The sequence below is a fragment of the Streptomyces sp. 3214.6 genome, from assembly GCF_900129855.1.
Lineage (GTDB): Bacteria > Actinomycetota > Actinomycetes > Streptomycetales > Streptomycetaceae > Streptomyces > Streptomyces soliscabiei.
This window is the reverse complement of record NZ_LT670819.1, coordinates 5,433,303-5,454,919: the sequence shown is the minus strand read 5'-3', so window position 1 is coordinate 5,454,919 and position 21,617 is coordinate 5,433,303. Positions and strand designations below refer to the sequence as shown.

19 protein-coding genes, 1 pseudogene and 1 riboswitch are annotated in these 21,617 nt (G+C 70.1%); of the genes and pseudogenes, 7 read left to right on the top strand and 13 right to left on the bottom strand.

Going from position 1 to position 21,617, the window contains the following annotated elements; genetic code table 11:
• Position 1: 1 nt before the first annotated feature.
• Together B5557_RS24695 and B5557_RS24690 are read right to left on the bottom strand one after the other, a co-directional pair.
• Positions 2-1,474 carry an MFS transporter gene (locus B5557_RS24695; protein ID WP_079661502.1) on the bottom strand — a complete coding sequence of 491 codons (1,473 nt, stop codon included), beginning with the start codon at positions 1,472-1,474 and terminating at the stop codon, positions 2-4.
• Between the two features lie 191 nt (positions 1,475-1,665).
• Positions 1,666-2,793: an NADH:flavin oxidoreductase gene (locus B5557_RS24690; protein ID WP_180291577.1), complete on the bottom strand. Its 1,128-nt coding sequence runs from the start codon at positions 2,791-2,793 to the stop codon at positions 1,666-1,668.
• A 166-nt stretch (positions 2,794-2,959) separates the two neighbouring features.
• Here B5557_RS24690 and B5557_RS24685 point away from each other — a divergent pair, with 166 nt between their 5' ends.
• Positions 2,960-3,613 carry a class I SAM-dependent methyltransferase gene (locus tag B5557_RS24685; RefSeq protein WP_079661500.1) on the top strand — a complete coding sequence of 218 codons (654 nt, stop codon included), beginning with the start codon at positions 2,960-2,962 and terminating at the stop codon, positions 3,611-3,613.
• 361 nt (positions 3,614-3,974) lie between these two features.
• Here the strand turns inward: B5557_RS24685 and groL are convergent, their stop codons facing one another.
• The 4 genes from groL to thrC form a co-directional block, all read right to left on the bottom strand.
• Entirely contained in the window at positions 3,975-5,597 is a 1,623-nt protein-coding gene (gene groL, locus B5557_RS24680; protein WP_079661499.1) for a chaperonin GroEL, read from the bottom strand.
• Positions 5,598-5,905: 308 nt separating this feature from the next.
• A complete protein-coding gene (locus B5557_RS24675) occupies positions 5,906-6,112 on the bottom strand; it encodes a cold-shock protein (protein WP_007493268.1) in 207 nt (68 codons plus the stop codon).
• Positions 6,113-6,575: 463 nt separating this feature from the next.
• Complete coding sequence (locus B5557_RS24670) at positions 6,576-6,851, bottom strand: MoaD/ThiS family protein (protein WP_079661498.1); 276 nt, start codon at positions 6,849-6,851, stop codon at positions 6,576-6,578.
• Between the two features lie 110 nt (positions 6,852-6,961).
• The gene (gene thrC / locus B5557_RS24665) at positions 6,962-8,257 is read right to left on the bottom strand and encodes a threonine synthase (RefSeq protein WP_079661497.1); all 1,296 of its coding nucleotides are present in this window, start codon (positions 8,255-8,257) and stop codon (positions 6,962-6,964) included.
• An 18-nt stretch (positions 8,258-8,275) separates the two neighbouring features.
• A riboswitch (SAM riboswitch) is annotated at positions 8,276-8,433 on the bottom strand.
• Positions 8,434-8,574: 141 nt separating this feature from the next.
• Here thrC and B5557_RS24660 point away from each other — a divergent pair.
• Together B5557_RS24660 and B5557_RS24655 are read left to right on the top strand one after the other, a co-directional pair.
• Positions 8,575-9,519: a glucosyl-3-phosphoglycerate synthase gene (locus B5557_RS24660; RefSeq protein WP_079661496.1), complete on the top strand. Its 945-nt coding sequence runs from the start codon at positions 8,575-8,577 to the stop codon at positions 9,517-9,519.
• Between the two features lie 83 nt (positions 9,520-9,602).
• On the top strand, positions 9,603-11,015 hold the full coding sequence (locus B5557_RS24655; RefSeq protein ID WP_079661495.1) for an alpha,alpha-trehalose-phosphate synthase (UDP-forming): 1,413 nt from the start codon (positions 9,603-9,605) through the stop codon (positions 11,013-11,015).
• Positions 11,016-11,049: 34 nt separating this feature from the next.
• Here the strand turns inward: B5557_RS24655 and otsB are convergent, their stop codons facing one another.
• The 3 genes from otsB to B5557_RS24640 are packed head-to-tail and all read right to left on the bottom strand — an operon-like array spanning position 11,050 to position 13,459.
• Positions 11,050-11,919: a trehalose-phosphatase gene (gene otsB, locus B5557_RS24650; RefSeq protein ID WP_079661494.1), complete on the bottom strand. Its 870-nt coding sequence runs from the start codon at positions 11,917-11,919 to the stop codon at positions 11,050-11,052.
• 9 nt (positions 11,920-11,928) lie between these two features.
• Positions 11,929-12,183: a DUF3263 domain-containing protein gene (locus B5557_RS24645; RefSeq protein WP_079661493.1), complete on the bottom strand. Its 255-nt coding sequence runs from the start codon at positions 12,181-12,183 to the stop codon at positions 11,929-11,931.
• Between the two features lie 52 nt (positions 12,184-12,235).
• Positions 12,236-13,459 carry an ABC transporter substrate-binding protein gene (locus B5557_RS24640; RefSeq protein WP_079661492.1) on the bottom strand — a complete coding sequence of 408 codons (1,224 nt, stop codon included), beginning with the start codon at positions 13,457-13,459 and terminating at the stop codon, positions 12,236-12,238.
• Positions 13,460-13,628: 169 nt separating this feature from the next.
• On the opposite strand from B5557_RS24640, the gene B5557_RS24635 reads away from it, so the two are divergent.
• From B5557_RS24635 to B5557_RS24625, 3 genes and pseudogenes are all read left to right on the top strand, one after another.
• Positions 13,629-14,570, top strand: a complete 942-nt coding sequence (locus B5557_RS24635) for an ROK family protein (protein ID WP_079661491.1) — start codon at positions 13,629-13,631, stop codon at positions 14,568-14,570.
• Between the two features lie 35 nt (positions 14,571-14,605).
• Positions 14,606-15,775 (top strand): N-acetylglucosamine-6-phosphate deacetylase, encoded by a 1,170-nt coding sequence (gene nagA / locus B5557_RS24630; RefSeq protein WP_079661490.1) that lies wholly within the window; start codon positions 14,606-14,608, stop codon positions 15,773-15,775.
• A gap of 104 nt (positions 15,776-15,879) precedes the next feature.
• Positions 15,880-16,128, top strand: a pseudogene (locus tag B5557_RS24625) (PfkB family carbohydrate kinase); the annotation flags it as partial.
• 80 nt (positions 16,129-16,208) lie between these two features.
• Here B5557_RS24625 and B5557_RS24620 read toward each other — a convergent pair.
• Positions 16,209-17,183: a CBM35 domain-containing protein gene (locus B5557_RS24620; protein ID WP_079661489.1), complete on the bottom strand. Its 975-nt coding sequence runs from the start codon at positions 17,181-17,183 to the stop codon at positions 16,209-16,211.
• A gap of 118 nt (positions 17,184-17,301) precedes the next feature.
• Complete coding sequence (gene cdgB, locus B5557_RS24615) at positions 17,302-18,969, bottom strand: diguanylate cyclase CdgB (RefSeq protein ID WP_079661488.1); 1,668 nt, start codon at positions 18,967-18,969, stop codon at positions 17,302-17,304.
• Positions 18,970-19,374: 405 nt separating this feature from the next.
• Between cdgB and B5557_RS24610 the strand changes: the two genes are divergently transcribed.
• Positions 19,375-19,944, top strand: a complete 570-nt coding sequence (locus B5557_RS24610) for a flavin reductase family protein (RefSeq protein ID WP_079661487.1) — start codon at positions 19,375-19,377, stop codon at positions 19,942-19,944.
• 24 nt (positions 19,945-19,968) lie between these two features.
• Here the strand turns inward: B5557_RS24610 and B5557_RS24605 are convergent, their stop codons facing one another.
• Together B5557_RS24605 and arfB are read right to left on the bottom strand one after the other, a co-directional pair.
• Complete coding sequence (locus B5557_RS24605) at positions 19,969-20,853, bottom strand: sigma-70 family RNA polymerase sigma factor (RefSeq protein WP_079661486.1); 885 nt, start codon at positions 20,851-20,853, stop codon at positions 19,969-19,971.
• Positions 20,854-21,053: 200 nt separating this feature from the next.
• Entirely contained in the window at positions 21,054-21,491 is a 438-nt protein-coding gene (arfB, locus tag B5557_RS24600) for an alternative ribosome rescue aminoacyl-tRNA hydrolase ArfB (protein ID WP_079661485.1), read from the bottom strand.
• Positions 21,492-21,617 lie beyond the last annotated feature (126 nt).

The window sequence follows — 21,617 nt, the reverse complement described above, 5'->3', positions numbered from 1 at the left end:
GTCATGCCTTGGCGGGGGCGGCCTCCAGAGCTTCCTCGGCGGCGTCGGCCGGGACGGCGTCCTTGCGCTCGGGGATGAAGGTGGCGAGGAGGAAGGCGACCAGGGCCGCGCCGGCGCCGATGGCCATGACGACCTTGAAGCCGTTCTCCGACGGGAGGGCGTAGCCGCCGAAGTCGGTGGTCATCTGGGCGAGGATCACACCGGCGATGGCGCTGGCGAAGCTGGTGCCCAGGGATCGCATGAGGGTGTTCAGGCTGTTGGCCGCGCCCGTCTGGGAGGGGTCGACCGCTCCCATGATCAGGGCCGGAAGCGCGCCGTAGGTGAAGCCGACGCCGGCGCCGATGACGCAGGACACCAGGATCAGGTGCCAGACCTCGGACATGAGCGCGATGTTCAGGCCGTAGCCGGAGGCGACGATCAGCGCGCCGATCATCAGGGTGACCTTGGGGCCCTTGGACTTGGTGATCCCGGCGGACAGCGCGGACATGACCATCATGACGAGGCCCTGCGGGGCCAGCACCAGGCCGACGGTCAGCATCGACCTGCCCAGGCCGTAGCCGGTCTGCTCGGGCAGTTGCAGCAGTTGGGGCAGGACCAGGGACATCGCGAACATCGAGAAGCCGAGTGCGACCGAGGCGAGGTTGGTGAAGAGCACCTGGGGTTTGGCGGTGGTGCGCAGGTCGACCAGCGGCTGCTTCGCCTTCAGCTCCCACCGGCCCCACGCCGCCAGGATCACGACGGCGGCGACGCCGAGGCCGAGTGTCGTGGCGGAGGTCCAGCCCCAGTCGGCGCCCTTGGACACGGTCAGCAGCAGCGAGACCAGTCCGGCCGACAGCCCGAGCGAGCCGACGAGGTCGAAGCGGCCGCCGACCCGGTTCTGCGACTCCGGGACGAACGCCAGGACCAGCAGGAGGGAGACGACGCCGAGGGCGGCGGAGGTCCAGAAGAGGATGTGCCAGTCCCAGTTGTCCGCGATGAACGCGGCGGTGGGCAACCCGAGTGCGCCGCCGACGCCGAGGGAGGCGCTCATGACGGCCGTCGAACCGGCGAGCCTCTCGGCGGGGACGGTGTCCCGCAGGATGCTGATGCCCAGCGGCACCACAGCGGCCGACAGGCCCTGAAGGGCACGGCCGACGATCATCGGGACGAGCGAGTCGGCGAGGGCGCAGACCACCGAGCCGGACACCAGCAGCACGATGCTGACGAGCAGCATCCGCCGCTTGCCGACCATGTCGCCGAGCCGCCCGACGACCGGCGTGGCGACGGCGGCGGCGAGCAGCGTGGCCGTGACCGCCCAGGCGGTGTCGGAGGCGGGCGCGTCCAGCAGCTTGGGCAGTTCGGGGACGATCGGGATGACCAGGGTCTGCATGAGGGAGACGACGATCCCGGCCAGGGCCAGCACCGCCACCACGGCGTTCGACCTCGGTGGGGCGGATGTTCCCGCCGCAGCGGGTCGGGCGAGGGCGTCGGACATGACAGGGGCCTCCGTCGGATGCACGAGGATCGAACTGCTTGACTCAAGCAAGCTTATGTAGATTGATTGAGTTAAGCAAGCTAGTTGATCCACAGATGCACGCCGACGCCCGCGGGCCCTGAGCCGCAGCTCAGGGCCCGATCAGGCCAGGACCCGACCAGGGCCGGACAGGCCCCAGGACGGGACAGGGCTCAGCTGAGAGTCTTCAGCGCCGCCGCGTCGTAGGCCTTCAGCTCGTCGAGACGGCCTTCGAGGACCTTGGCGGCCCACTCCGGGTCCTGCAGCAGCGCCCGCCCGACGGCCACCATGTCGAACTCGTCGCGCTCCAGCCGGTCGAGGAGGTCGTCGAGGCTCTTGAGCGGGGCGCCCTCGCCCGCGAACCCACTCAGGAAGTCCCCGTCGAGGCCGACCGAGCCGACGGTGATGACGGGCTTGCCGGTGAGCTTCTTCGTCCAGCCCGCGAGGTTGAGGTCGGAGCCGTCGAACTCCGGGAGCCAGTAGCGGCGGGTGGAGGCGTGGAAGGCGTCGACACCGGCGGCGGCCAGCGGCGCGAGGACGGCGTCCAGCTCCTCCGGGGTCTCGGCGAGCCGCGCGTCGTACGCCTCCGACTTCCACTGCGAGTAGCGGAAGATGATCGGGAACTCGGCGGAGACGGTCTCGCGGACGGCCGCGACGATCTCGGCGGCGAACTTCGTACGGGCCACGAGGTCGCCGCCGTAGGCGTCGGTGCGGCGGTTGGTGCCGGCCCACAGGAACTGGTCGAGCAGATAGCCGTGGGCGCCGTGGAGCTCGACGCCGTCGAAGCCGATGCGCTCGGCTGCCGCGGCCGCCTCGGCGAACGCGCCGATGACGTCGTCCAGGTCCCGCTGGGTCATCGCCTTGCCGGTGCCCTCGGTACCGTCGAGACGCAGTCCGGACGGACCGACGGCCGGAGCGTCCGCGTACGGCGGCTCGCCCTGGTTGCGCACCATCCCGATGTGCCACAGCTGCGGCACGATCTTCCCGCCGCCCGCGTGCACGGCCTCGGCGACCTTCGCCCACCCCGCGAGCTGCTCCGCGCCGTGGAACCGCGGCACCCGGTCGCTCTGCCCGGCGGACTCGTGCCCGACGGTCGTCCCCTCGGTGACGATGAGCCCGACACCGGCGGCGGCGCGGCGGGCGTAGTACGACGCGACGTCCTCACCCGGGATGCCGTCCGGCGAGAACATGCGCGTCATGGGCGCCATCGCGATGCGGTTCGAGACGGTCAGTCCGTTGATGGACACCGGCCGGGAGAGGATCTCGGCGGCGCGGGACGGGACGGGCTGGGTGACGCTCACGTTGGCTGTCTCCTCGTGACGATGGACCGGTTGACCAGCGGGTATGTGCACATGCATACAGGGCTCGCCAACGACAACTCCCCCGGCGTCCGCGCCATTCCGGCCACGCCCCGAAACCCTCTGTGATCCCGACCACGCGCACCGAACCGCAGCCGAGAATGTACGCATGCCAAAGCCCCGGCCGATCCCGTTGGAAGAGTCCTCCGTCGTCGCGAACAACACCATGAACCGCGAACGCGGACTCACCGGTGTGAACAGCTACGCACGAGAACTGGGCGTCGACCCCCTGTCCCACCTGGCGCACCGCCCCGCCCCCTCCTGGCTGGACCTCTGCAGCGGCGAGGGCCGCGCCCTGCGGGAGGCCGCCCCCGCCCTGCCCGCCGACACGGTCCTCACCGCCGTCGACCTGGTGGGCCCGCTCGTCCCGCGTCCGGCCCCGCCCGTCCTGGAGGAGATCGTCGCCTCCGTCTCGTCCTGGACCCCGACCCGGACCTACGACCTGATCACCTGCGTCCACGGCCTGCACTACGTCGGCGACCAACTCGGCCTGCTCACCCGGGCCGCCTCCTGGCTGACCGAGGACGGCCTCCTCCTCGCCCACTTCGACCCCGACTCGATCCGCCGCTCCGACGGCTCGCCAACCGGACGGGCAGCCGTAACCGCGCTACGAGCAGCGGGATTCGCCTACGCCCCCCGGCGTCACCTGCTCACTCTCCGAGGCGGCCGAACCGTCGAGCTCCCCTTCACCTACGTCCGCGCCGACCCCGACGCCGGCCCCAACTACACAGGCCAGCCCGCCGTCGCCTCCCACTACGCCTGACAGCCGGGCACCCCGGTTCAGCGCGCGCACCCGCTCGCGCAGGGGGTCGGCGGCGGACACCTCGCCGGGATCCGTGCCAGGCCCGAAGGACAGCGACGCCGGGGAGATGGTGCCGGGCGGGCCCTCACGCATGATTGGCGGGTTGGTGCCACCCCCAGGCCCAGCCCCACATCCCAGCTGCCCCACCCCTGCCCCCAACCCACCAATTACCGCTATCCCTGCAATGGGTGAGGCTGCTGTGACGAATGAGGCATCCCCGGCCCCGGGCACCCCCTCCCCGTACAACGCCCGAGGGCGGCACCCCCCGTTTCCGGGAAGTACCGCCCTCGGTCGAAGGACAGGCGATCAACCGTGAGGTCGATCAGAAGTCCATGTCACCGCCCGGCATGCCGCCGCCGGCGGGCGCGGCGGCCTTCTCCGGCTTGTCGGCGATGACGGCCTCGGTGGTGAGGAACAGCGCGGCGATGGAGGCGGCGTTCTGCAGGGCGGAGCGCGTCACCTTCGCCGGGTCGATGATGCCCTCGGCGATCATGTCGACGTACTCGCCGGTCGCGGCGTTCAGGCCGTGGCCGACCTGGAGGTTGCGGACCTTCTCCACGACGACGCCACCCTCGAGACCACCGTTGACGGCGATCTGCTTGAGCGGGGCCTCCAGCGCGATGCGCACGGCGTTGGCGCCGGTCGCCTCGTCACCCTCGAGCTCCAGCTTCTCGAAGACGGCGGACGCCTGGATGAGCGCCACGCCACCACCGGCGACGATGCCCTCCTCGACGGCGGCCTTCGCGTTGCGGACGGCGTCCTCGATGCGGTGCTTGCGCTCCTTGAGCTCCACCTCGGTCGCGGCGCCGGCCTTGATGACCGCGACACCGCCGGCGAGCTTCGCCAGGCGCTCCTGCAGCTTCTCGCGGTCGTAGTCCGAGTCGCTGTTCTCGATCTCGGCGCGGATCTGGTTGACCCGACCGGCGACCTGGTCCGAGGAACCGGAGCCGTCGACGATGGTCGTCTCGTCCTTGGTGATGACGACCTTGCGGGCCTTGCCCAGGAGGTCCAGGGAGGTGTTCTCGAGCTTGAGACCGACCTCCTCGGAGATGACCTCGCCACCGGTGAGGATGGCGATGTCGTTCAGCATCGCCTTGCGGCGGTCGCCGAAGCCCGGGGCCTTGACCGCGACGGACTTGAAGGTGCCGCGGATCTTGTTGACGACCAGGGTCGACAGGGCCTCGCCCTCGACGTCCTCGGCGATGATCAGCAGCGGCTTGCCCGACTGCATGACCTTCTCCAGGAGCGGGAGCAGGTCCTTGACGTTCGCGATCTTGGAGTTCGCGATCAGGATGTACGGGTCGTCGAGGACGGCCTCCATACGCTCCATGTCGGTGGCGAAGTACGCCGAGATGTAGCCCTTGTCGAAGCGCATACCCTCGGTGAGCTCAAGCTCCAGACCGAAGGTCTGGGACTCCTCGACGGTGATGACGCCTTCCTTGCCGACCTTGTCCATCGCCTCGGCGATGAGCTCGCCGATCTGGGTGTCGGCGGCGGAGATGGAGGCCGTGGAAGCGATCTGCTCCTTGGTCTCGACATCCTTCGCCTGCTCCAGCAGGGCGCCGGAGACGGCCTCGACGGCCTTCTCGATGCCACGCTTGAGGGCCATCGGGTTGGCGCCGGCGGCTACGTTGCGCAGGCCCTCCTTGACCAGGGCCTGGGCGAGAACGGTCGCCGTGGTCGTACCGTCACCGGCGACGTCGTCCGTCTTCTTGGCGACTTCCTTGACCAGCTCGGCGCCGATCTTCTCGTACGGGTCCTCGAGCTCGATCTCCTTGGCGATGGAGACACCATCGTTGGTGATCGTGGGGGCGCCCCACTTCTTCTCGAGGACGACGTTGCGGCCCTTGGGGCCGAGCGTCACCTTCACGGCGTCCGCGAGCTGGTTCATGCCGCGCTCGAGGCCGCGCCGTGCCTCCTCGTCGAACGCGATGATCTTGGCCATGTGAAGTGGTCCTCCCGGACTGGGGTGGATTGCTCCGGACCGCGCTGGCGCCCGCGACGGACGGCTCGCCGGCCTCGTGGTTCCTTGCCCCACCTGGCCTGCGGGCCTCACCGACCCGGTCCTCGTTGTCACTCTCACCTTCAGAGTGCTAACGCCAATGATTAGCACTCGACCCATGAGAGTGCAAGCGCCTCCCCGAGACTGGGACCCCTCCGGACACGACCGAAGGGCTCGCACCCCCAGGAGGTACGAGCCCTTCGATGACGTACTGACGTACAGAAGAACGACGCTGTCAGTCGGCGCGTGCTTCAGCCGGTCGCGAGACGGACCATGTCCGCCTGCGGCCCCTTCTGGCCCTGCGAGATCTCGAAATCGACCCGCTGACCCTCTTCCAGGGTGCGGTAGCCGTCCATCTGAATCGCGCTGTAGTGGACGAAAACATCCGCACCACCGTCGACCGCGATGAAGCCGTACCCCTTCTCCGCGTTGAACCACTTGACGGTGCCCTGAGCCATGCCTAACTCCCCTATTACTGGCCCTTGCACAGATCCACACTTCGCGGATCCGGGTCAGACCTCACCCCCCATTGGTTGGGGGCGTGCGCCGGAACGCGTCGACCGCGGCTGAATGTATCTGTCCAACTGCCGTCTGCAACAGGTCAGTCGGACGAGAAATCTGGACGCGCGGGATCCGGAATGTGGCGAGAATTCGCCAGAATACAGGGCAAGTCGGGCCCCGTAAAAGCCACAAAAGCCGCGAATGAGACACGCACTTTGGCTGCTTCTCATCGGGTACTGGGCAGAAATAAAAGGCTCCGGTTCCATTGATCGGGACCCGGTTCCCCAACTGTACCGCGCTCAACCACACTGAATTGCCCCCTCCGCTTCTATCGCGGAGAGGGCAATTCGATGAACGCTCGGTAATCGCTGTTACCGACGGTTACTACCGGCGGGTACTGACCAGCGGTCAGCCGCCCGGTCAGCCACCGGCGACGGCCGGGATGATCGAGACGCCGGCGCCGTCCGGGGTCGCCGTCTCCAGACCCTGCTCGAAGCGGACGTCGTCATCGTTCACGTACACGTTGACGAACCGCCGCAGCTTGCCCTGGTCGTCCAGAACCCGAGCGGCGATCCCGGTGTGGTTCTTCTCCAGGTCCGCGATGACCTCGCCGAGGGTCGAGCCCTCGGCCTTCACCTCGGCCGCGCCACCGGTGTAGGTACGCAGGATGGTGGGGATGCGGACGTTGACACTCACGATGAAACCTCCGGTCAGATGACGGGCGTAGGGGCGCGGGGCTGTGTTGGATTTGCGGCTACCGCCGCGTGGGCGCGACCAGCCCCCACCGGCCCGCAGACGACAATGGCTTAGACGAGCCCAGCTTCCCGGAACGACTCCAAGTTCGGGCGAATCGTCGCGGTGAGTCCTGTGCCGGCCACCGCGTCCAACGTCTTGAGGCCGTCGCCGGTGTTCAGGACGACCGTCGTCAGGGTCGGGTCGAGGATGCCGTTCTCGATCAGCTTCCGCGTCACCCCGACGGTCACCCCGCCGGCGGTCTCCGCGAAGATCCCCTCGGTCCGGGCGAGCAGCCGGATCGCGTCGACGATCTGCTCGTCGTCGACGTCCTCCACCGCCCCGCCCGTCCGCCGGGCGATGTCGAGGACGTAGGGACCGTCCGCCGGGTTGCCGATCGCCAGCGACTTGGCGATGGTGTTCGGCTTCTGCGGCCGGACCACGTCGTGCCCCGCCTTGTACGCGACGGACACCGGGCTGCACCCCTCCGCCTGCGCACCGAAGATCTTGTACGGCCTGTCCTCGACGAGGCCGAGCTTGATCAGCTCCTGCAGACCCTTGTCGATCTTCGTGAGCTGGGAACCGGAGGCGATCGGCACGACCAGCTGGTCCGGCAGACGCCACCCGAGCTGCTCGCAGATCTCGTACGCCAGCGTCTTGGAACCCTCGGCGTAGTACGGACGCAGGTTGACGTTGACGAAGCCCCAGCCCTCGCCCGCCGGGTCGCCGATGAGCTCGGAGCAGAAGCGGTTGACGTCGTCGTAGTTGCCCTCGATGCCGACGAGCTCGCCGCCGTAGATCGCGGCCATGACGACCTTGCCCTGCTCCAGGTCGTGCGGGATGAACACGCAGGAGCGGAAGCCGGCGCGGGCGGCGGCCGCACCGACGGCGCCGGCCAGGTTGCCCGTGGAGGAGCAGGACAGGGTCGTGAAGTCGAAGGCGCGGGCGGCCTCGATGGCCTGCGCGACGACGCGGTCCTTGAAGGAGTGCGTCGGGTTGCCGGAGTCGTCCTTGACGAACAGCTTGCCGGCGTCGACGCCCAGCTCACGGGCGAGGTTGTCGGCCTTGACGAGCTTGGTCCAGCCCGGGTTGATGTTCGGCTTGTCCGCCACGTCGGCCGGGACGGGCAGCAGCGGCGCGTAGCGCCAGATGTTCGCGGGTCCCGCCTCGATGCGCTTGCGGAGCTCCTCCGTGTCGTAGGAGGAGAAGTCGTAGGCGATCTCGAGCGGGCCGAAACACTCCTCGCAGGCGAAGACCGGGCCGAGGGGCACGCGGTGACCGCACTCGCGGCAGCTCAGCGCCGTGGCGGGACCGAGGTCTACAGTGGATTCGATGCTGTCCGTGGTGCTTGCAACAGTCTGCGCAGCCATGTGAGGCGAGGCCCTTTCTCCTCATCTTCCTCACGACGCATCTCGTCGTGAGACGGATTTGGCACCTTCCCGAGCCGGGAGCCTCGCGGAACGATCAACAGTGATCGGTAACGAGACCGGCTGGAGGGTTGCCGGGGCTTCATCGGGCCGTATCCCTCTGCCCCTCTGGATGAGCGGTATTCGGTTGTGGACGCCCGTGACCCCCGACATGCGATGGTCACCAGCGTTGTTCAAGACTGTAACCGAAGGCCAGGACAGTTGAGATAGTCGTCCGAACCGCGAGACAACCGCGAGACAACCGTGAGGAGCCGCAGACTGTGCTGGAAGAAGTCGAGCGCTGGCTGAGCACCCGCTCCTGGTCCGTGGCCGATCGCCCGCTGCACCGGATCCTGGCCGCGAAGCGGACCACGAACCAGTCGGTGTCGGTGGTGCTGCCCGCGCTGAACGAGGAGGAGACGGTCGGGGACATCGTCGCCGTCATCCGCCACGATCTCATGCATCAGGTTCCGCTCGTCGACGAGATCGTCGTCGTCGACTCGGGATCGACCGACCGTACGGCCGAGGTCGCGGCGGCGGCAGGCGCGCGGGTCGTGCACCGCGACGCGATCCTGCCCCGCATCCCCGCCGTGCCCGGCAAGGGCGAGGTGCTGTGGCGCTCGCTGCTGGTCACCACCGGGGACATCGTCTGTTTCATCGACGCGGACCTGAGGGAGTTCTCCTCGGACTTCGTCTCGGGGATCGTCGGCCCGCTGCTCACCGACCCGGACGTGGATCTCGTCAAGGGCATGTACGACCGTCCGCTCCGCGGTGCGGCCGGCCAGGGCGGAAGGGTCACCGAGCTGATGGCCCGCCCGCTGCTCAACATGCACTGGCCGCAGCTGGCCGGGTTCGTGCAGCCGCTCGGCGGAGAGTACGCGGCCCGGCGCAGCCTGCTGGAGCAGCTGCCCTTCCCCGTCGGCTACGGCGTGGAGCTGGGCATGCTGGTCGACGCCCTGCACCTGGTGGGGCTCGATGCCCTCGCGCAGGTGGACGTCGGGGTGCGAAAGCACCGCCACCAGGACGGGCAGGCGCTGGGCAGGATGGCGGCGGCGATCTATCGCACCGCGCAGCTGCGGCTGGCCCGCGGGCACATGATCCGCCCGGCCCTCACCCAGTTCGAGCGGAGCGGGGACGGCTTCGAGCCGCGCACGTACTCCGTGGACACCGAGGAACGGCCGCCGATGGCGGAGATCGTCGAGTACGCGACCCGCAAGGTCGCGTAACACTGCGGACGGACCGTATACGGCCCTCGCACTGTGCGCGACCGTACGTTTGAGCGTTTCCCGACCGGGCTAGGTTGAGGCGTATGGCTTCCACGCACGATGCTGCTGCTCGGGGTGCTGAGGTGCTGGTCGCGTCCAACCGCGGTCCGGTCTCCTACGAGGTGCGCGAGGACGGCTCGCTGCACGCGAAACGCGGTGGCGGCGGGCTGGTCTCCGGCCTGTCGGCCATCGGCCCCGACGCGGGCGCCCTCTGGGTGTGCGCGGCGCTCTCCGACGGCGACCGGGAGGCGGTCTCGCGCGGGGTCGGCGAGGAGGGCGTGCGGATGCTGCCCATTCCGGCCGACGTGCACGCCGACGCGTACAACGGCATCGCCAACTCGGTTCTCTGGTTCATCCACCACCTGCTCTACCAGACCCCGCTGGAGCCGGTCTTCGACGCGGAGTTCCGCCGCCAGTGGGCGTCGTACGAGGCCTACAACCGGGCGTTCGCCCAGGCGCTGGCGGAGGAGGCGGCGGACGGGGCGGCCGTCCTCGTCCAGGACTACCACCTGTGCCTGGTCCCCGGGATGCTCCGCGAGCTGCGCCCCGACCTGCGCATCGGTCACTTCTCGCACACCCCGTGGGCGCCGGTCGACTACTTCGGGATGCTGCCCGGGGACATCCGCGAGCAGTTGCTGCGGGGCATGCTCGGCGCGGACCGCCTGGGTTTCCTCACCCGGCGCTGGGCGGACGCGTTCACCGCGTGCTGTACGGAGTTCGCCGGGGAACCGGGGAGGACGCGGATCGGCGTGCACGGTCTCGGCGCGGACGCCGACTTCCTGCGGGAGCGCTCGCACCGGCCGGACGTGGACGAACGCATGGCGGCCCTGCGCGAGGAGATCGGCGAGGGGCGCAGGACGATCGTGCGGGTCGACCGCACCGAGCTGTCCAAGAACATCGTGCGCGGGCTCCTCGCCTACCGGCAGCTGCTCGACGACCACCCCGAGTGGCGCGAGCGGGTCGTCCACGTGGCCTTCGCCTACCCCTCCCGGCAGGATCTCGCCGTCTACCGCGACTACATGGCGGAGGTACGGCGTCTGACGGAGGAGATCAACTCCGGCTACGGCACCGCCGGCTGGACCCCGGTGCTGCTGAACCTCGAGGACGACTTCGCCCGCTCCCTCGCCGCGTACCGGCTGGCCGACGTGGCCCTGGTGAACCCCATCCGGGACGGCATGAACCTGGTCGCCAAGGAGGTCCCGGTCGTCTCCGACCAGGGCTGCGCGCTGGTCCTGTCCCGGGAGGCCGGCGCGTACTGGGAGCTGGGCGAGGACGCGATCGTCGTCAACCCGTACGACATCCTGGAAACCGCCCAGGCCCTGCACGAGGGCCTGACCATGAAGCCGGAGGAACGCGCCGAGCGCACAAAACGCCTGTCGGCAGCGGCAACGGCGCTCCCCCCGGCCAAGTGGTTCCTCGACCAGCTGACCGCGCTACGAGAGCTCCAGCCGACCTGACCCGGCCGGCCGCTCCCCCGTGTCCGGGTGGACGTCAGGTGAGCTGAGCCGCCAGGTTTCGCAGCAGGCCTACGACGCCGGCAGGGCCGTCGACGACGAGGTCTGCGCGGGCTGCCAGTTCGGTGACTTCCGGGGTGCCGCTGCAGACCAGTAGGCCGGGGATGCCGTCGGAGCGGAGTTTCTCGATGGCGGCGAAGGCCGGGAGGTCGCCGAGGTCGTCGCCGGCGTAGAGGACCGACTGCGCGCCGGTCTCTCGGACGTGTTCCAGCAGGGCCACGCCCTTGTCCATGCCGGGCGGGCGCAGTTCCAGGACCATGCGGCCGGGCTCGACGATCAGGCCGTGCCGGGTGGCGAGGTCGGTGAGGGGGGCGCGCAGGGCGTCGAAGGCGGCCTGGGGGTCGTCGGCGCGGCGGGTGTGGACGGCGACGGCCCGGCCGCCCTTCTCCTCGACCCAGACGCCCGGCCGGTCGCCGGCCGCCGCCAGGACCTGCGGGAGTTCGGCGCGGACGGCGGCCACGCCGGGGTGCGGGGCGGGGGCGTTCAGGGCGCCGGTGCGGGCGTCCCAGCGTTCGGCGCCGTAGTGGCCGAGGACGGAGAGGTGCGCCAGCCCGTCGACCCCGGCGAAACCGCCGTGGTGTACGGCGACCTCGGCGGGCCGGCCCGTGATCACGGCGACGGCGGCGACCTTCGGTGCGAGGTCCGCGAGCACGGGGACGGCGTCGGGGTGCGCCCGGGCGTCCTCCGGGTTCTCGACGATCGGGGCGAGGGTGCCGTCGAAGTCGAGGGCGACGAGGGTGCGGGAGGGACGGGCGAGGATCGCGGCGAGCGCCTCGCGACCGGCGGGGGTCGTGGGGGTGGTGAGTGCGGGTTCGGGTTCCGTGGAGTGCGTCTCTTGGGTGCCCATACGCTGACGTTAGCGTTCCCCGCGCCTCGTCTCCCTCACCCTTCTCAGCCTGTTCACCGTCACCGGGTCGTGAGCCAGGGCGCGTGGGTCGTCGAGGAGGGCGTTGACGAGCTGGTAGTAGCGGACCGGGGACAGGTCGAGTTCCTCGCGTATCGCCCGTTCCTTCGCGCCGGGGCCGGGGAACCCGCGCCGCTCCAGGGCCAGGATGCTCCGTTCCCTGGCCCCCAGTTCTTCCTCTCGCCGTTCTTCCTCTCGCTGCTCCATTCCCGCACGGTAGCGCCCGCCACCGACACTCGGCCTGCCCGGTCCACCCGGCTCATTCGCCGGTGGCCGCGTCCAGTGTCGTCGCCGTCGTCTGGAGTTCGCCCAGCACCTCGGCCGGGCTGCCGTTCGGGGTCACGGCCTGGCCGATCCGCTTCTTGATCGCCGCGCTGACCTTCGCCCAGGAGGTCCGTCCGACGGGGTAGCTCTCCGACAGCGGGAGTTCCTCCAGGAACGGCCGGAGGTCGGCGTCCTCCTGGGCCGCGCCCATCACCTGGGACGCGGAGCCGGTGACCGGCAGCAGGTCGTACTCGCGGGAGAAGGCGAGGACGTTCTTCTCGCTGTAGACGAAGTCGAGGAAGTCGCCGATCTGCTCGGCGTGCCCGTTCTGCTTGAAGGCGGTCATCCAGTCGGCGACGCCCATGGAGGCCTTGCTGGGACCGGCGACCCCGGGCATCGGCACCATGCCGAACTTCACGCCCTTGCTCTCGGCCGCCTTCATCAGCGACGGGTGCCCGTTGAGCATGCCCACGTCGCCGGCGGCGAACGCGGCGAACGCGGCGGCCCGGTTCAGCTTGCCCGGCGGGACGGGCCCGGTCAGGTCCTTGCCGACGAGTTGGTTCTTCAGCCAGTTGAACGTGTCGACGTTCTCGGCGGAGTCGAGGCTGTAGCTGCTGACGGTCTGCGTGTAGCCGCCCCCGCCGCTGAGCAGCCACTGCAGGGTCTCGGCCTGCGCTTCCTCGGGGCCCAGCGGGAGCGCGTACGGGTACTTCACGCCCTCCTCCTTGAGCGCCTTCGCGTCCTTGGCGAGCTGGGCCCAGGTGGTCGGCGGGGTGAGGCCGGCCTTGGCGAAGAGGGTCTTGTTGTAGAACAGCAGCCGCGTGGAGGACGCGAACGGCATGCCGTACTGGACCCCGCGCACCTTGCCCGCGCCTGCGAGCTGGGCCACGAAGTCGGCCTCGACGGGGATGGAGAGCACGTCGCCGGCCCGGTAGAGGAGGTCCTCGGCGGCGTAGTCGGAGTAGGCGCCGATCTGGGCCATGTCGGGCGCCTTGCCCGCGTCGACCATGGCCTTGACCTTGGCGTCGACGTCGTTCCAGGAGTACACGGTCACCTCGACGGTGACGCCGGGGTGGTTCTTCTCGTACGCCTTGACGAGCTGGTCCCAGTACTTCTTGGAGCTGTTGGCGCTGCTGTCGCCGTAGTCGGCGGCGACGAGTCTCAGGGTGACGTCGTCGGAGCCTCCGCTCAGGCCGCAGCCGGCGAGGACCGCCGCCATGCCGAGAGCGGACGCCGCCGCGATGGTCCCTGACTTCCGTGCCCGCCGCTGCACCGAATCTCCATCTCCTCAACTAATTGTTCATACCATTGGATCCGCTATCCGGAGTAAGGTCTACACCACGCAAGTGGACTAGACCTCTTGCGGGTCCTCGGTCCACACTGTCCGGGTGAGACATGTCATCGCCCTGGACGTGGGCGGAACCGGGATGAAAGCCGCATTGGTCGGCGCGGACGGCACGCTGCTGTACCGGGCGCGCCGGGCCACCGGCCGTGAGCGCGGCCCCGACGCGGTCGTCGCCGGCATCCTCGACTTCGCCGCCTCCTTGCACGGCCACGGCGTCGCGCAGTTCGGCGAGCCCGCCGCCGCGGCCGGCGTCGCCGTACCCGGCATCGTCGACGAGGCGAACGGCATCGCCTCCTACGCGGCCAACCTGGGCTGGCGGGCCCTCCCCCTGCGCGAGCTGCTCGCCACCGCACTCGGCGTTCCGGTCGCCCTCGGCCACGACGTCCGCACCGGCGGCCTCGCCGAGGGCCGGATCGGCGCGGCCCGGGGCTCGGACCGGTTCCTGTTCGTGGCCCTGGGCACCGGCATCGCGGGCGCGATCGGCGTCGACGGCCGGGTGGAGGCGGGCGCGCACGGCTTCGCGGGCGAGATCGGCCACATCGTCGTACGGCCCGGCGGGACCCCGTGTCCGTGCGGGCAGCGCGGCTGTCTGGAGCGGTTCGCGTCGGCGGCGGCGGTGAGCGAGGCATGGGCGGCGGCCTGCGGCGACCCGGACGCGGACGCCGCCGACTGCGCCAAGGCCGTCGCGTCCGGCGACCCGAACGCCGTCCGGGTGTGGCAGCGGGCCGTGGACGCCCTCGCCGACGGCCTGGTCACCGCACTCACCCTGCTGGACCCGCGCACGCTCGTCATCGGTGGCGGCCTCGCGGAGGCGGGGGAAACCTTGTTCACACCGCTGCGCGAAGCAGTCCGGCAACGGGTGACCTTCCAGAAACTCCCGGAGATCGTCCCGGCGGCCCTGGGCGACAGCGCCGGCTGCCTGGGCGCGGGCCTCCTGGCCTGGGATCTCCTCAACACGACTGACGGTATGGAGGTAACACCCTGATGGCCACCCCCCTAGGGGCGCGGGACAGCGCCGATATGCGGCTCCGCCGCGGAGCGCGACCAGCCACAACGCACCCGCAGGTACTAGCCGGCGCGAGCGTGGTCCTACCCACAGGCACAGTCCCCAACGGCCGCATCACCATAGACGGCACGAAAATCACGACCGAAGTCCCCCATGCCGACGTCATCGACGTGACGGGCCACTGGCTGGTACCCGGCTTCATCGACCTGCACAACCACGGCGGCGGCGGCCACTCGTTCCACGGCAAGGCCGAGGACGTCCAGAAGGCCGTCCACGCCCACCGTCTGCACGGCACGACCACCCTCGTCGCCTCGACCGTCACCGACGACATGGACTTCCTGGTCCGGCAGGCCGGTCTGCTGAGCGAGCTGGCCGAGCAGGGCGACCTGGCCGGCATCCACTTCGAGGGCCCGTTCATCTCGCCGTGCCGCAAGGGCGCGCACTCCGAGGCGCTGCTGCGCGACCCGGACCCGGCCCAGGTGCGCAAGCTGATCGACGCGGCGCGCGGCCACGCGAGCATGGTCACCCTCGCCACGGAGCTGCCGGGCGGCCTGGACTCCGTACGCCTCCTCCGCGAGCACGGCGTGATCGCCGCCGTCGGCCACACGGACGCGACGTACGAGCAGACGGTTCAGGCCATCGAGGCCGGAGCCACCGTCGCCACGCACCTCTTCAACGCGATGCCGCCCCTCGGCCACCGCTCCCCCGGCCCCATCGCCGCGCTCCTGGAGGACGAGCGGGTGACGGTCGAGCTCATCAACGACGGCGCCCATCTGCACCCCGCCGCCCTGGAGCTGGCGTTCCGTCACGCGGGTCCGGGACGCGTGGCGTTCATCACGGACGCGATGGACGCGGCCGGCATCGGCGACGGCCACTATCTGCTCGGTCCGCTGGAGGTCGAGGTCAGCGAGGGCGTGGCCCGGCTGGTGGAGAGCGGCACGATCGCCGGCTCCACCCTCACCCTGGACCGCGCCTTCCAGCGGGCGGTGACGATCGACCGGCTCCCGGTCGAGGACGTGGTCGCGGCGCTGTCCGCCACCCCGGCCCGGCTGCTGGGCATGGACGACCGCATCGGCTCCCTGGAACCCGGCAAGGACGCCGACCTGGTCCTCCTCGACGAGGACTTCGAGCTCAAGGGCGTGATGCGCAAGGGCGATTGGGTGGTGGATCCCCAACTGGCATGAAACGTCCGCCCGCACAGGGACGGTGGCCGACCAGAGGTCTGGGCCGGTCGCCGTCCCTTTGGCATGATCGGGCCTCCGGAAGCACATGTACGAGGGAGGTCCAGGTGATCCTCACCGTCACCCTGAACACCGCTCTCGACGTCACCTACCGCGTCCCGGCCCTCAGGCCGCACGCCTCGCACCGGGTGACCGAGGTGCGGGAGCGGCCCGGCGGCAAGGGACTGAACGTCGCCCGGGTGCTCGCCGCGCTCGGTCACGAGGTGACGGTCACCGGTTTCGTCGGCGGCGCCACCGGCCGCGTCGTGCAGGACCAACTCACCGGTACGGCAGGGGTGTCGGACGCGCTGCTGCCGACACCAAGCTGGTCACTCTGAAGCCGCACACTTACTCGGACAACCCCGGCAGCGCCAACTCGGTTGAAATTCGGGCTCCGTTACTTCCAGCCCGCCTGGAGCGACAGTTGGTCGAGGTTGGCGTCGCAGGAGTTGCCCTGCTCACAGGAGATCTTGATGGTGTTGGTGCCCTTGTTGAGGGTGATGTTCCCCCAGGTGTTCGTCCAGCCCTTCTCGTAATCGCCCTCCGGAGCATGGGCGAAGTTCTTCATGCTGAGAGGGCGGCCCTGGGCCGTGCCGTTGATCGTGAGCGTGGCGTTCCCATCCTTGCCGGGCACCCCGTAGGTGACGTACAGGGTGTACTTGCCGTCTTCGGGGATCCCGCTGACGTTCCAGGTGACGGCCGCACCGACGTGGTTGAAGTTGCCGACGTAGGTGCCGCCGGCCGCCTTCGCACCCTTGACGTTCGAGGCCAGGGCGGTGCCGCCCTCCAGACTCAGCGCCTTCGCGTCAATGGCCGGCAGGTCCCCCTTGCTCGCGTCGTCGGAGGCCGACGCGCTGGGTGACGGGCTCTGCGGGGCGGAGGCCGAGGACGACGTCTGGCCGCCCGCCTTGTTGTCGTCCTTCTTGTCGGAGTCGCCGTTGGTCATGACCACCACGATGCCGATGACGACCGCGGCGACCACCGCGACCGCGCCGATCAGCAGACCCTTGGTGTTGGGGCCCCGGCTGCGTCCGCCGCCACCGCCCTGCGCGGGCTGCCGGCCGGTGGAGGGTCCGCCGGCGCCGAAGTTCTCGGGCGCCGCGTAGTGCGCGTTCGGCTGGCCGTAGCCGCCCTGCTGCTGGGGGACCGTCGGCGGCTGGCCGTACTGGCCGTACTGCGCGGTCTGCTGCTGGGGCTGCTGCGGCTGTCCGTACTGGCGCTCGCCGACCGCACGCACTCTGTTGACCGAGTTGGGGTAGCCGTAGCCACCGCCGGAGGGCGGCTGGGCGCCGTTGGCCTGGCCGTCGGCGTAGAGGTAGCCGAACGGGTCGTCGTCCTCGGGCGTACTCGCGCCGTTGTTGCCGGGCGTCATCGGCGTCGTACTCCTCAACAGGTGCGGGGCTGATGCGGGGTGTTCAGAAGAGCGAGCCTACCCGCTCCTGCTGCCCCAAACGGGTGACTCGGATCGCATCAGGCTGCTGACCTGGGGATCATCCCGCACGTCTGTGCTGTTTGGGACGAGATCGTTTCTCGACGTACATGCGTTCGTCGGCGGACTTCAGCACTTCGTCCGCGGTCATCCCGCAATGTGCCCAGCCGATGCCGAAGCTGGCGCCCACCCGTACGGCCCGGCCCTCGGCGCGGATCGGCTGGATGATCTCGTTGCGCAGGCGTACGGCGAGGTCGGCGGCGTCGGCGCGGCCGAGGCCGTCGGCGAGGATCACGAACTCGTCGCCGCCGAGCCGGGCCACCGTGTCGCCGTCCCGGACGGCGCGCGAGAGGCGTCGGGCGACCTCGATGAGCACCGCGTCACCGGCGTTGTGCCCGAACCGGTCGTTGATCGACTTGAAGCCGTCGAGGTCGCAGAAGAGGACCGCGAGCCCCTTGGCGCCGTCGTCGTGGTGGCCGTCCTCGGGGGCGGCGGTGTGCACATGGTGGTCGTAGCCGTCGAAGGACTCGGCGCCGGCGGGCCGGTAGTCGAAGCCGTGTCCGTTGGCGTCGAAGGCGGCGTGGCCGTACGTCGTGTCCATGGCGTCGACGGCGGCGGGATGGGTCGACTGGGGGCGCTGACAGAGCCGGGCGGACAGGCGCGAGCGCAGTTCGGCGGAGTTCGGCAGACCGGTGAGGGAGTCGTGCGAGGCGCGGTGGGCGAGCTGCAGCTCGCGGCGCTTGCGCTCCTCTATGTCCTCGACGTGGGTGAGGAGGAAGCGGGGCCCGTCGGCGGCGTCCGCGACGACGGAGTTGCGGAGGCTGACCCAGACGTAGGTGCCGTCGCGGCGGCCCAGCCGCAGTTCGGCGCGGCCGCCTTCCGCGGAGGTGCGGAGCAGGGTGCCTATGTCCTCGGGGTGGACGAGGTCGGAGAAGGAGTAGCGGCGCATCGCGGAGGCGGGGCGGCCCAGCAGGCGGCACAGGGCGTCGTTGGTGCGGAGTATCCGCCCGTGCTGTTCGCCGCCCATCTCGGCTATCGCCATGCCGGAGGGGGCGTACTCGAAGGCCTGGCGGAAGGATTCCTCACTGGCGCGCAGGGCCTGCTGCTCGCGTTCGAGCCGGACCAGCGCCCGCTGCATATTCGCACGTAGACGCGCGTTGGTTATCGCGATGGCGGCCTGGAAGGCGTACATCTGGAGTGCCTCGCGCCCCCACGCGCCGGGCCGTCGGCCGTTGCGCGGCCGGTCCACGGACAGGACGCCCACCAGCTCGCCGCAGGTGCCGCTGCCGGGGGTGGGGGGCGTGAACATGGGCGCGAAGAGACGGTCGGAGGGGTGCCACTCGTCCTCGAAGCGGGGCGCGGGCCCGTCGGTGTACCACTGCGGGACGTCGTCGTCGTCGAGGATCCAGCCCTCGGTGTGCGGGATGAACACCAGGTCGCCCCAGGTCTCGCCCATGGCCAGGCGCCGCTCCCAGGACTCGCGTGAGCCGACCCGGCCCGTGATGAGGGCCTCGGCGGCCGGGTTGCCCGCGAAGGCGGCGACCACGAGATCGCCGTCGGGGCGTACGAGATTGACGCACGCCAGCTCGTACCCGAGTGCCGTGACCACGCCGTCGGCGACTGTCTGCAGTGTGTCGGCCAGGCTGCGGGCCGTGTTCATGTCGGCCATGACCTGGTGCAGCTGTCGCAGGGACGCAAGACGGACGTACGGCTCCGACTCGGTCTCCATGTGTTTCGCCCTCCCCCCGAGACTTCGCAGCGAATCAAGGGTTGTCTTCGGCGTAACGTTGCTTCTGGTGCAGTGTTGTCGGTGTGTGTCTCCTTGTGACGCTTCCGCCACTGAATCACAGCGCGCTGCCCACTCGGTACACAGGGTCAACAATTAATGCGTCTTGTGACTCAAGTCACAGGCGAACGTGAACAATTGAGTGGGGTTTCCGCTTTTTCCTGTGTGCTTCCTGAACACGGACAGCGACACAGGCAGCGGCTCATTCAGGCAGCAGCGCATTCAGGGACAACGGCTGCGGGAATCGGTCCACGGTCCTACGACCCTACTCGGGCGGAGGTCCGATGCGCGGCGCATCGGCCGGACACTAGCGTTCCGAACGTGCCCCCAGAGACGCTCAAGACCGCAGTGAAGACCCTGAACACCCTCCCGCAGGTTCCCTCCGGGCATGCTGAAGGGGTGAGCAACGACGCGTTCCGTGCCGCCATGTCCCGGCTCGCCGACGGCGTGGTCCTCGTGACCGCCCGGGAGCCGTCCCTGGACCCGGACGACCCTGGGGCGCCGGACGGCGAGGACGTCGGCATGACGGCCACGGCCTTCCTCTCGGTCTCCCTGGACCCGCCGCTGGTCCTCGTCAGCCTGCGCACGGGCTCCCGCATGGACGACCTGCTCGACGAACAGCCCGTGTGGGCGGTGTCGGTGCTCTCCGAGAGCCAGCGGCACATCGCCGGCCGCTTCGCGATGAAGGGCCGCATCAGCGACCGGCTGCTCTTCGAGGACATCCCCTACACCCGCGGCGAGACCAGCGGCGCGCCCCTCGTCGGGGGCGCCCTGGCGACCCTGGAGTGCCGCACCGAGCAGCAGGTCGTGGCCGGCGATCACACCCTGGTCATCGGCCGCGTCCTGACGGCGGCGGTACCGAGCGCGGACGGTGGCCCCTTGGTCTACTTCCGGGGCCGCTACCGCCAGTTGGGGTGATCGCCAACGCTCGCCTGTGATCGCTCAGGAAGCGCCCTTCTCCCCGTCGGGACGGAGCAGCGTCACCTCAAGTCGGGCGAGGCCTTCGGGGTCGGCCGTCACGTCGATCAGGGCGATCCGGCCGCCGCGTACGAAGGTGAAGGCCAGCGCCCGCTCCACGCGGCCGTCGACCAGCACCGCCAGTCCGGTCGCGCCGTCCACCAGGGCGGGCCGGGCCACGTCGGCGAGGCGGGCGAAGCTCGACGCGCCGCGGGCGACGGCCGCCGCGCCCGTGGTCACCCCGGCGCCGGAGCGGGCCACGACGTCCGGGTCGAGAACGGCGAGCAGTCCGTCGAAGTCCCCCTCCCGGGCGGCGGCCAGGAAGGCGTCCACGACCTTGCGCTGCCGGACGCGGTCGACGTTCGGCTCCTCGGCGCCCCGCACCCGCCGCCGGGCCCGGCTGGCGAGCTGCCGCGCGGCCTCCGGGGTCCGGTCGACGATGCCCGCGACCTCCTCGTACTCCACCCCGAACAGATCGTGGAGCACGAACGCCAGCCGCTCGGCGGGGGTCAGGGTGTCCAGGACGACGAGCAGGGCCACCCCGACGGAGTCTGCGAGCAGCGCGTCCTGAGCAGGGCCGGGGACGGCGGACGGGTCGGACCGGTCGGACGTCCAGTTCTCCAGCGGCTCCTCACCGCGGGAGCGGCGCGAGCGCAGCATGTCCAGGCAGACCCGGCCGACGACGGTCGTCAGCCACCCCGCGAGATTGTCGATCTCCCTGCTCTCGCTCCGGCTGAGCCGCACCCACGCCTCCTGCACGGCGTCGTCGGCCTCGGCGGCCGAGCCGAGCATGCGGTGGGCGACGGCCCGCAGACGGCCGCGCTGCGCCTCGAAGGAGTCGGCGAGGAAGTCGTCGTCACCAGTGGCCATCGGTCGGGCCATCGTTCGTCACATCCCTGTTCGCGGTCGGCTGTCATAGAGATGACGGACGGCACGCGGGAAATGTGACACACGCAGGTCAGAACCAGTTCCGGTCAGAACCAGTCCCGGTCAGAACCAGTCCCGGTCAGAACCAGTCCCGGTCAGAACCAGTCCCGGTCAGAACGGGTCCAGGTCAGAACCGCTCCCGGTCAGGACCAGTCCCGTCCGTTCCTGCCCCGCTTCGTCTCCGAGCGCTGCTTCTTCTCGCGCAGCCGGCGTTCGTTGATCCCGCGCGGGATGCGGGTGGGCCGGCGCGGCTTGGGCGGCGGGGCGGTGGCCTCGGCGAGGAGCGCGGCGAGGCGTACGGCGGCGGTCTCGCGGTTGCGCCACTGCGAGCGGTGCTCGGAGGCGCGGACGGTGACAACGCCGTCGACGAGCCGCCCGGCCAGCCGCTGGAGCGCCCGTGCCTTCCACACCTCGGGCAGTGCCTCGGTGCGCGCGAGGTCGAAGCGGAGCTCCACCTGCGAGTCACTGGTGTTGACGTGCTGCCCGCCCGGCCCCGAAGACCGCGAGAAACGCCACATGAGCTCGGCCTCGGGAAGCGAGACGGAGCCGCGGACGACATAGGGACCAGACATGCCGACCATGTTCCCGCCCGGCCCGGCCCGAGTCACGCGAATATCCCTTGGCGACCCTTGGTAAAGAAAGTAAAGAAACCCGGGGTCGTGGGGAACCTTGAGCACCCTGCGCTGCGTTCATAGGGATAGCTGTAG

Coding starts and splice junctions, on each gene's coding strand:
- B5557_RS24695 (WP_079661502.1), bottom strand. CDS start 1,474: ATGTCCGACGCCCTCGCCCGACCCGCTGCGGCGGGAACATCCGCCCCA.
- B5557_RS24685 (WP_079661500.1), top strand. CDS start 2,960: ATGCCAAAGCCCCGGCCGATCCCGTTGGAAGAGTCCTCCGTCGTCGCG.
- groL (WP_079661499.1), bottom strand. CDS start 5,597: ATGGCCAAGATCATCGCGTTCGACGAGGAGGCACGGCGCGGCCTCGAG.
- B5557_RS24675 (WP_007493268.1), bottom strand. CDS start 6,112: ATGGCTCAGGGCACCGTCAAGTGGTTCAACGCGGAGAAGGGGTACGGC.
- thrC (WP_079661497.1), bottom strand. CDS start 8,257: ATGGCTGCGCAGACTGTTGCAAGCACCACGGACAGCATCGAATCCACT.
- B5557_RS24655 (WP_079661495.1), top strand. CDS start 9,603: ATGGCTTCCACGCACGATGCTGCTGCTCGGGGTGCTGAGGTGCTGGTC.
- otsB (WP_079661494.1), bottom strand. CDS start 11,919: ATGGGCACCCAAGAGACGCACTCCACGGAACCCGAACCCGCACTCACC.
- B5557_RS24645 (WP_079661493.1), bottom strand. CDS start 12,183: ATGGAGCAGCGAGAGGAAGAACGGCGAGAGGAAGAACTGGGGGCCAGG.
- B5557_RS24640 (WP_079661492.1), bottom strand. CDS start 13,459: ATGGCGGCGGTCCTCGCCGGCTGCGGCCTGAGCGGAGGCTCCGACGAC.
- nagA (WP_079661490.1), top strand. CDS start 14,606: ATGCGGCTCCGCCGCGGAGCGCGACCAGCCACAACGCACCCGCAGGTA.
- B5557_RS24620 (WP_079661489.1), bottom strand. CDS start 17,183: ATGACGCCCGGCAACAACGGCGCGAGTACGCCCGAGGACGACGACCCG.
- cdgB (WP_079661488.1), bottom strand. CDS start 18,969: ATGGAGACCGAGTCGGAGCCGTACGTCCGTCTTGCGTCCCTGCGACAG.
- B5557_RS24605 (WP_079661486.1), bottom strand. CDS start 20,853: ATGGCCACTGGTGACGACGACTTCCTCGCCGACTCCTTCGAGGCGCAG.
- arfB (WP_079661485.1), bottom strand. CDS start 21,491: ATGGTCGGCATGTCTGGTCCCTATGTCGTCCGCGGCTCCGTCTCGCTT.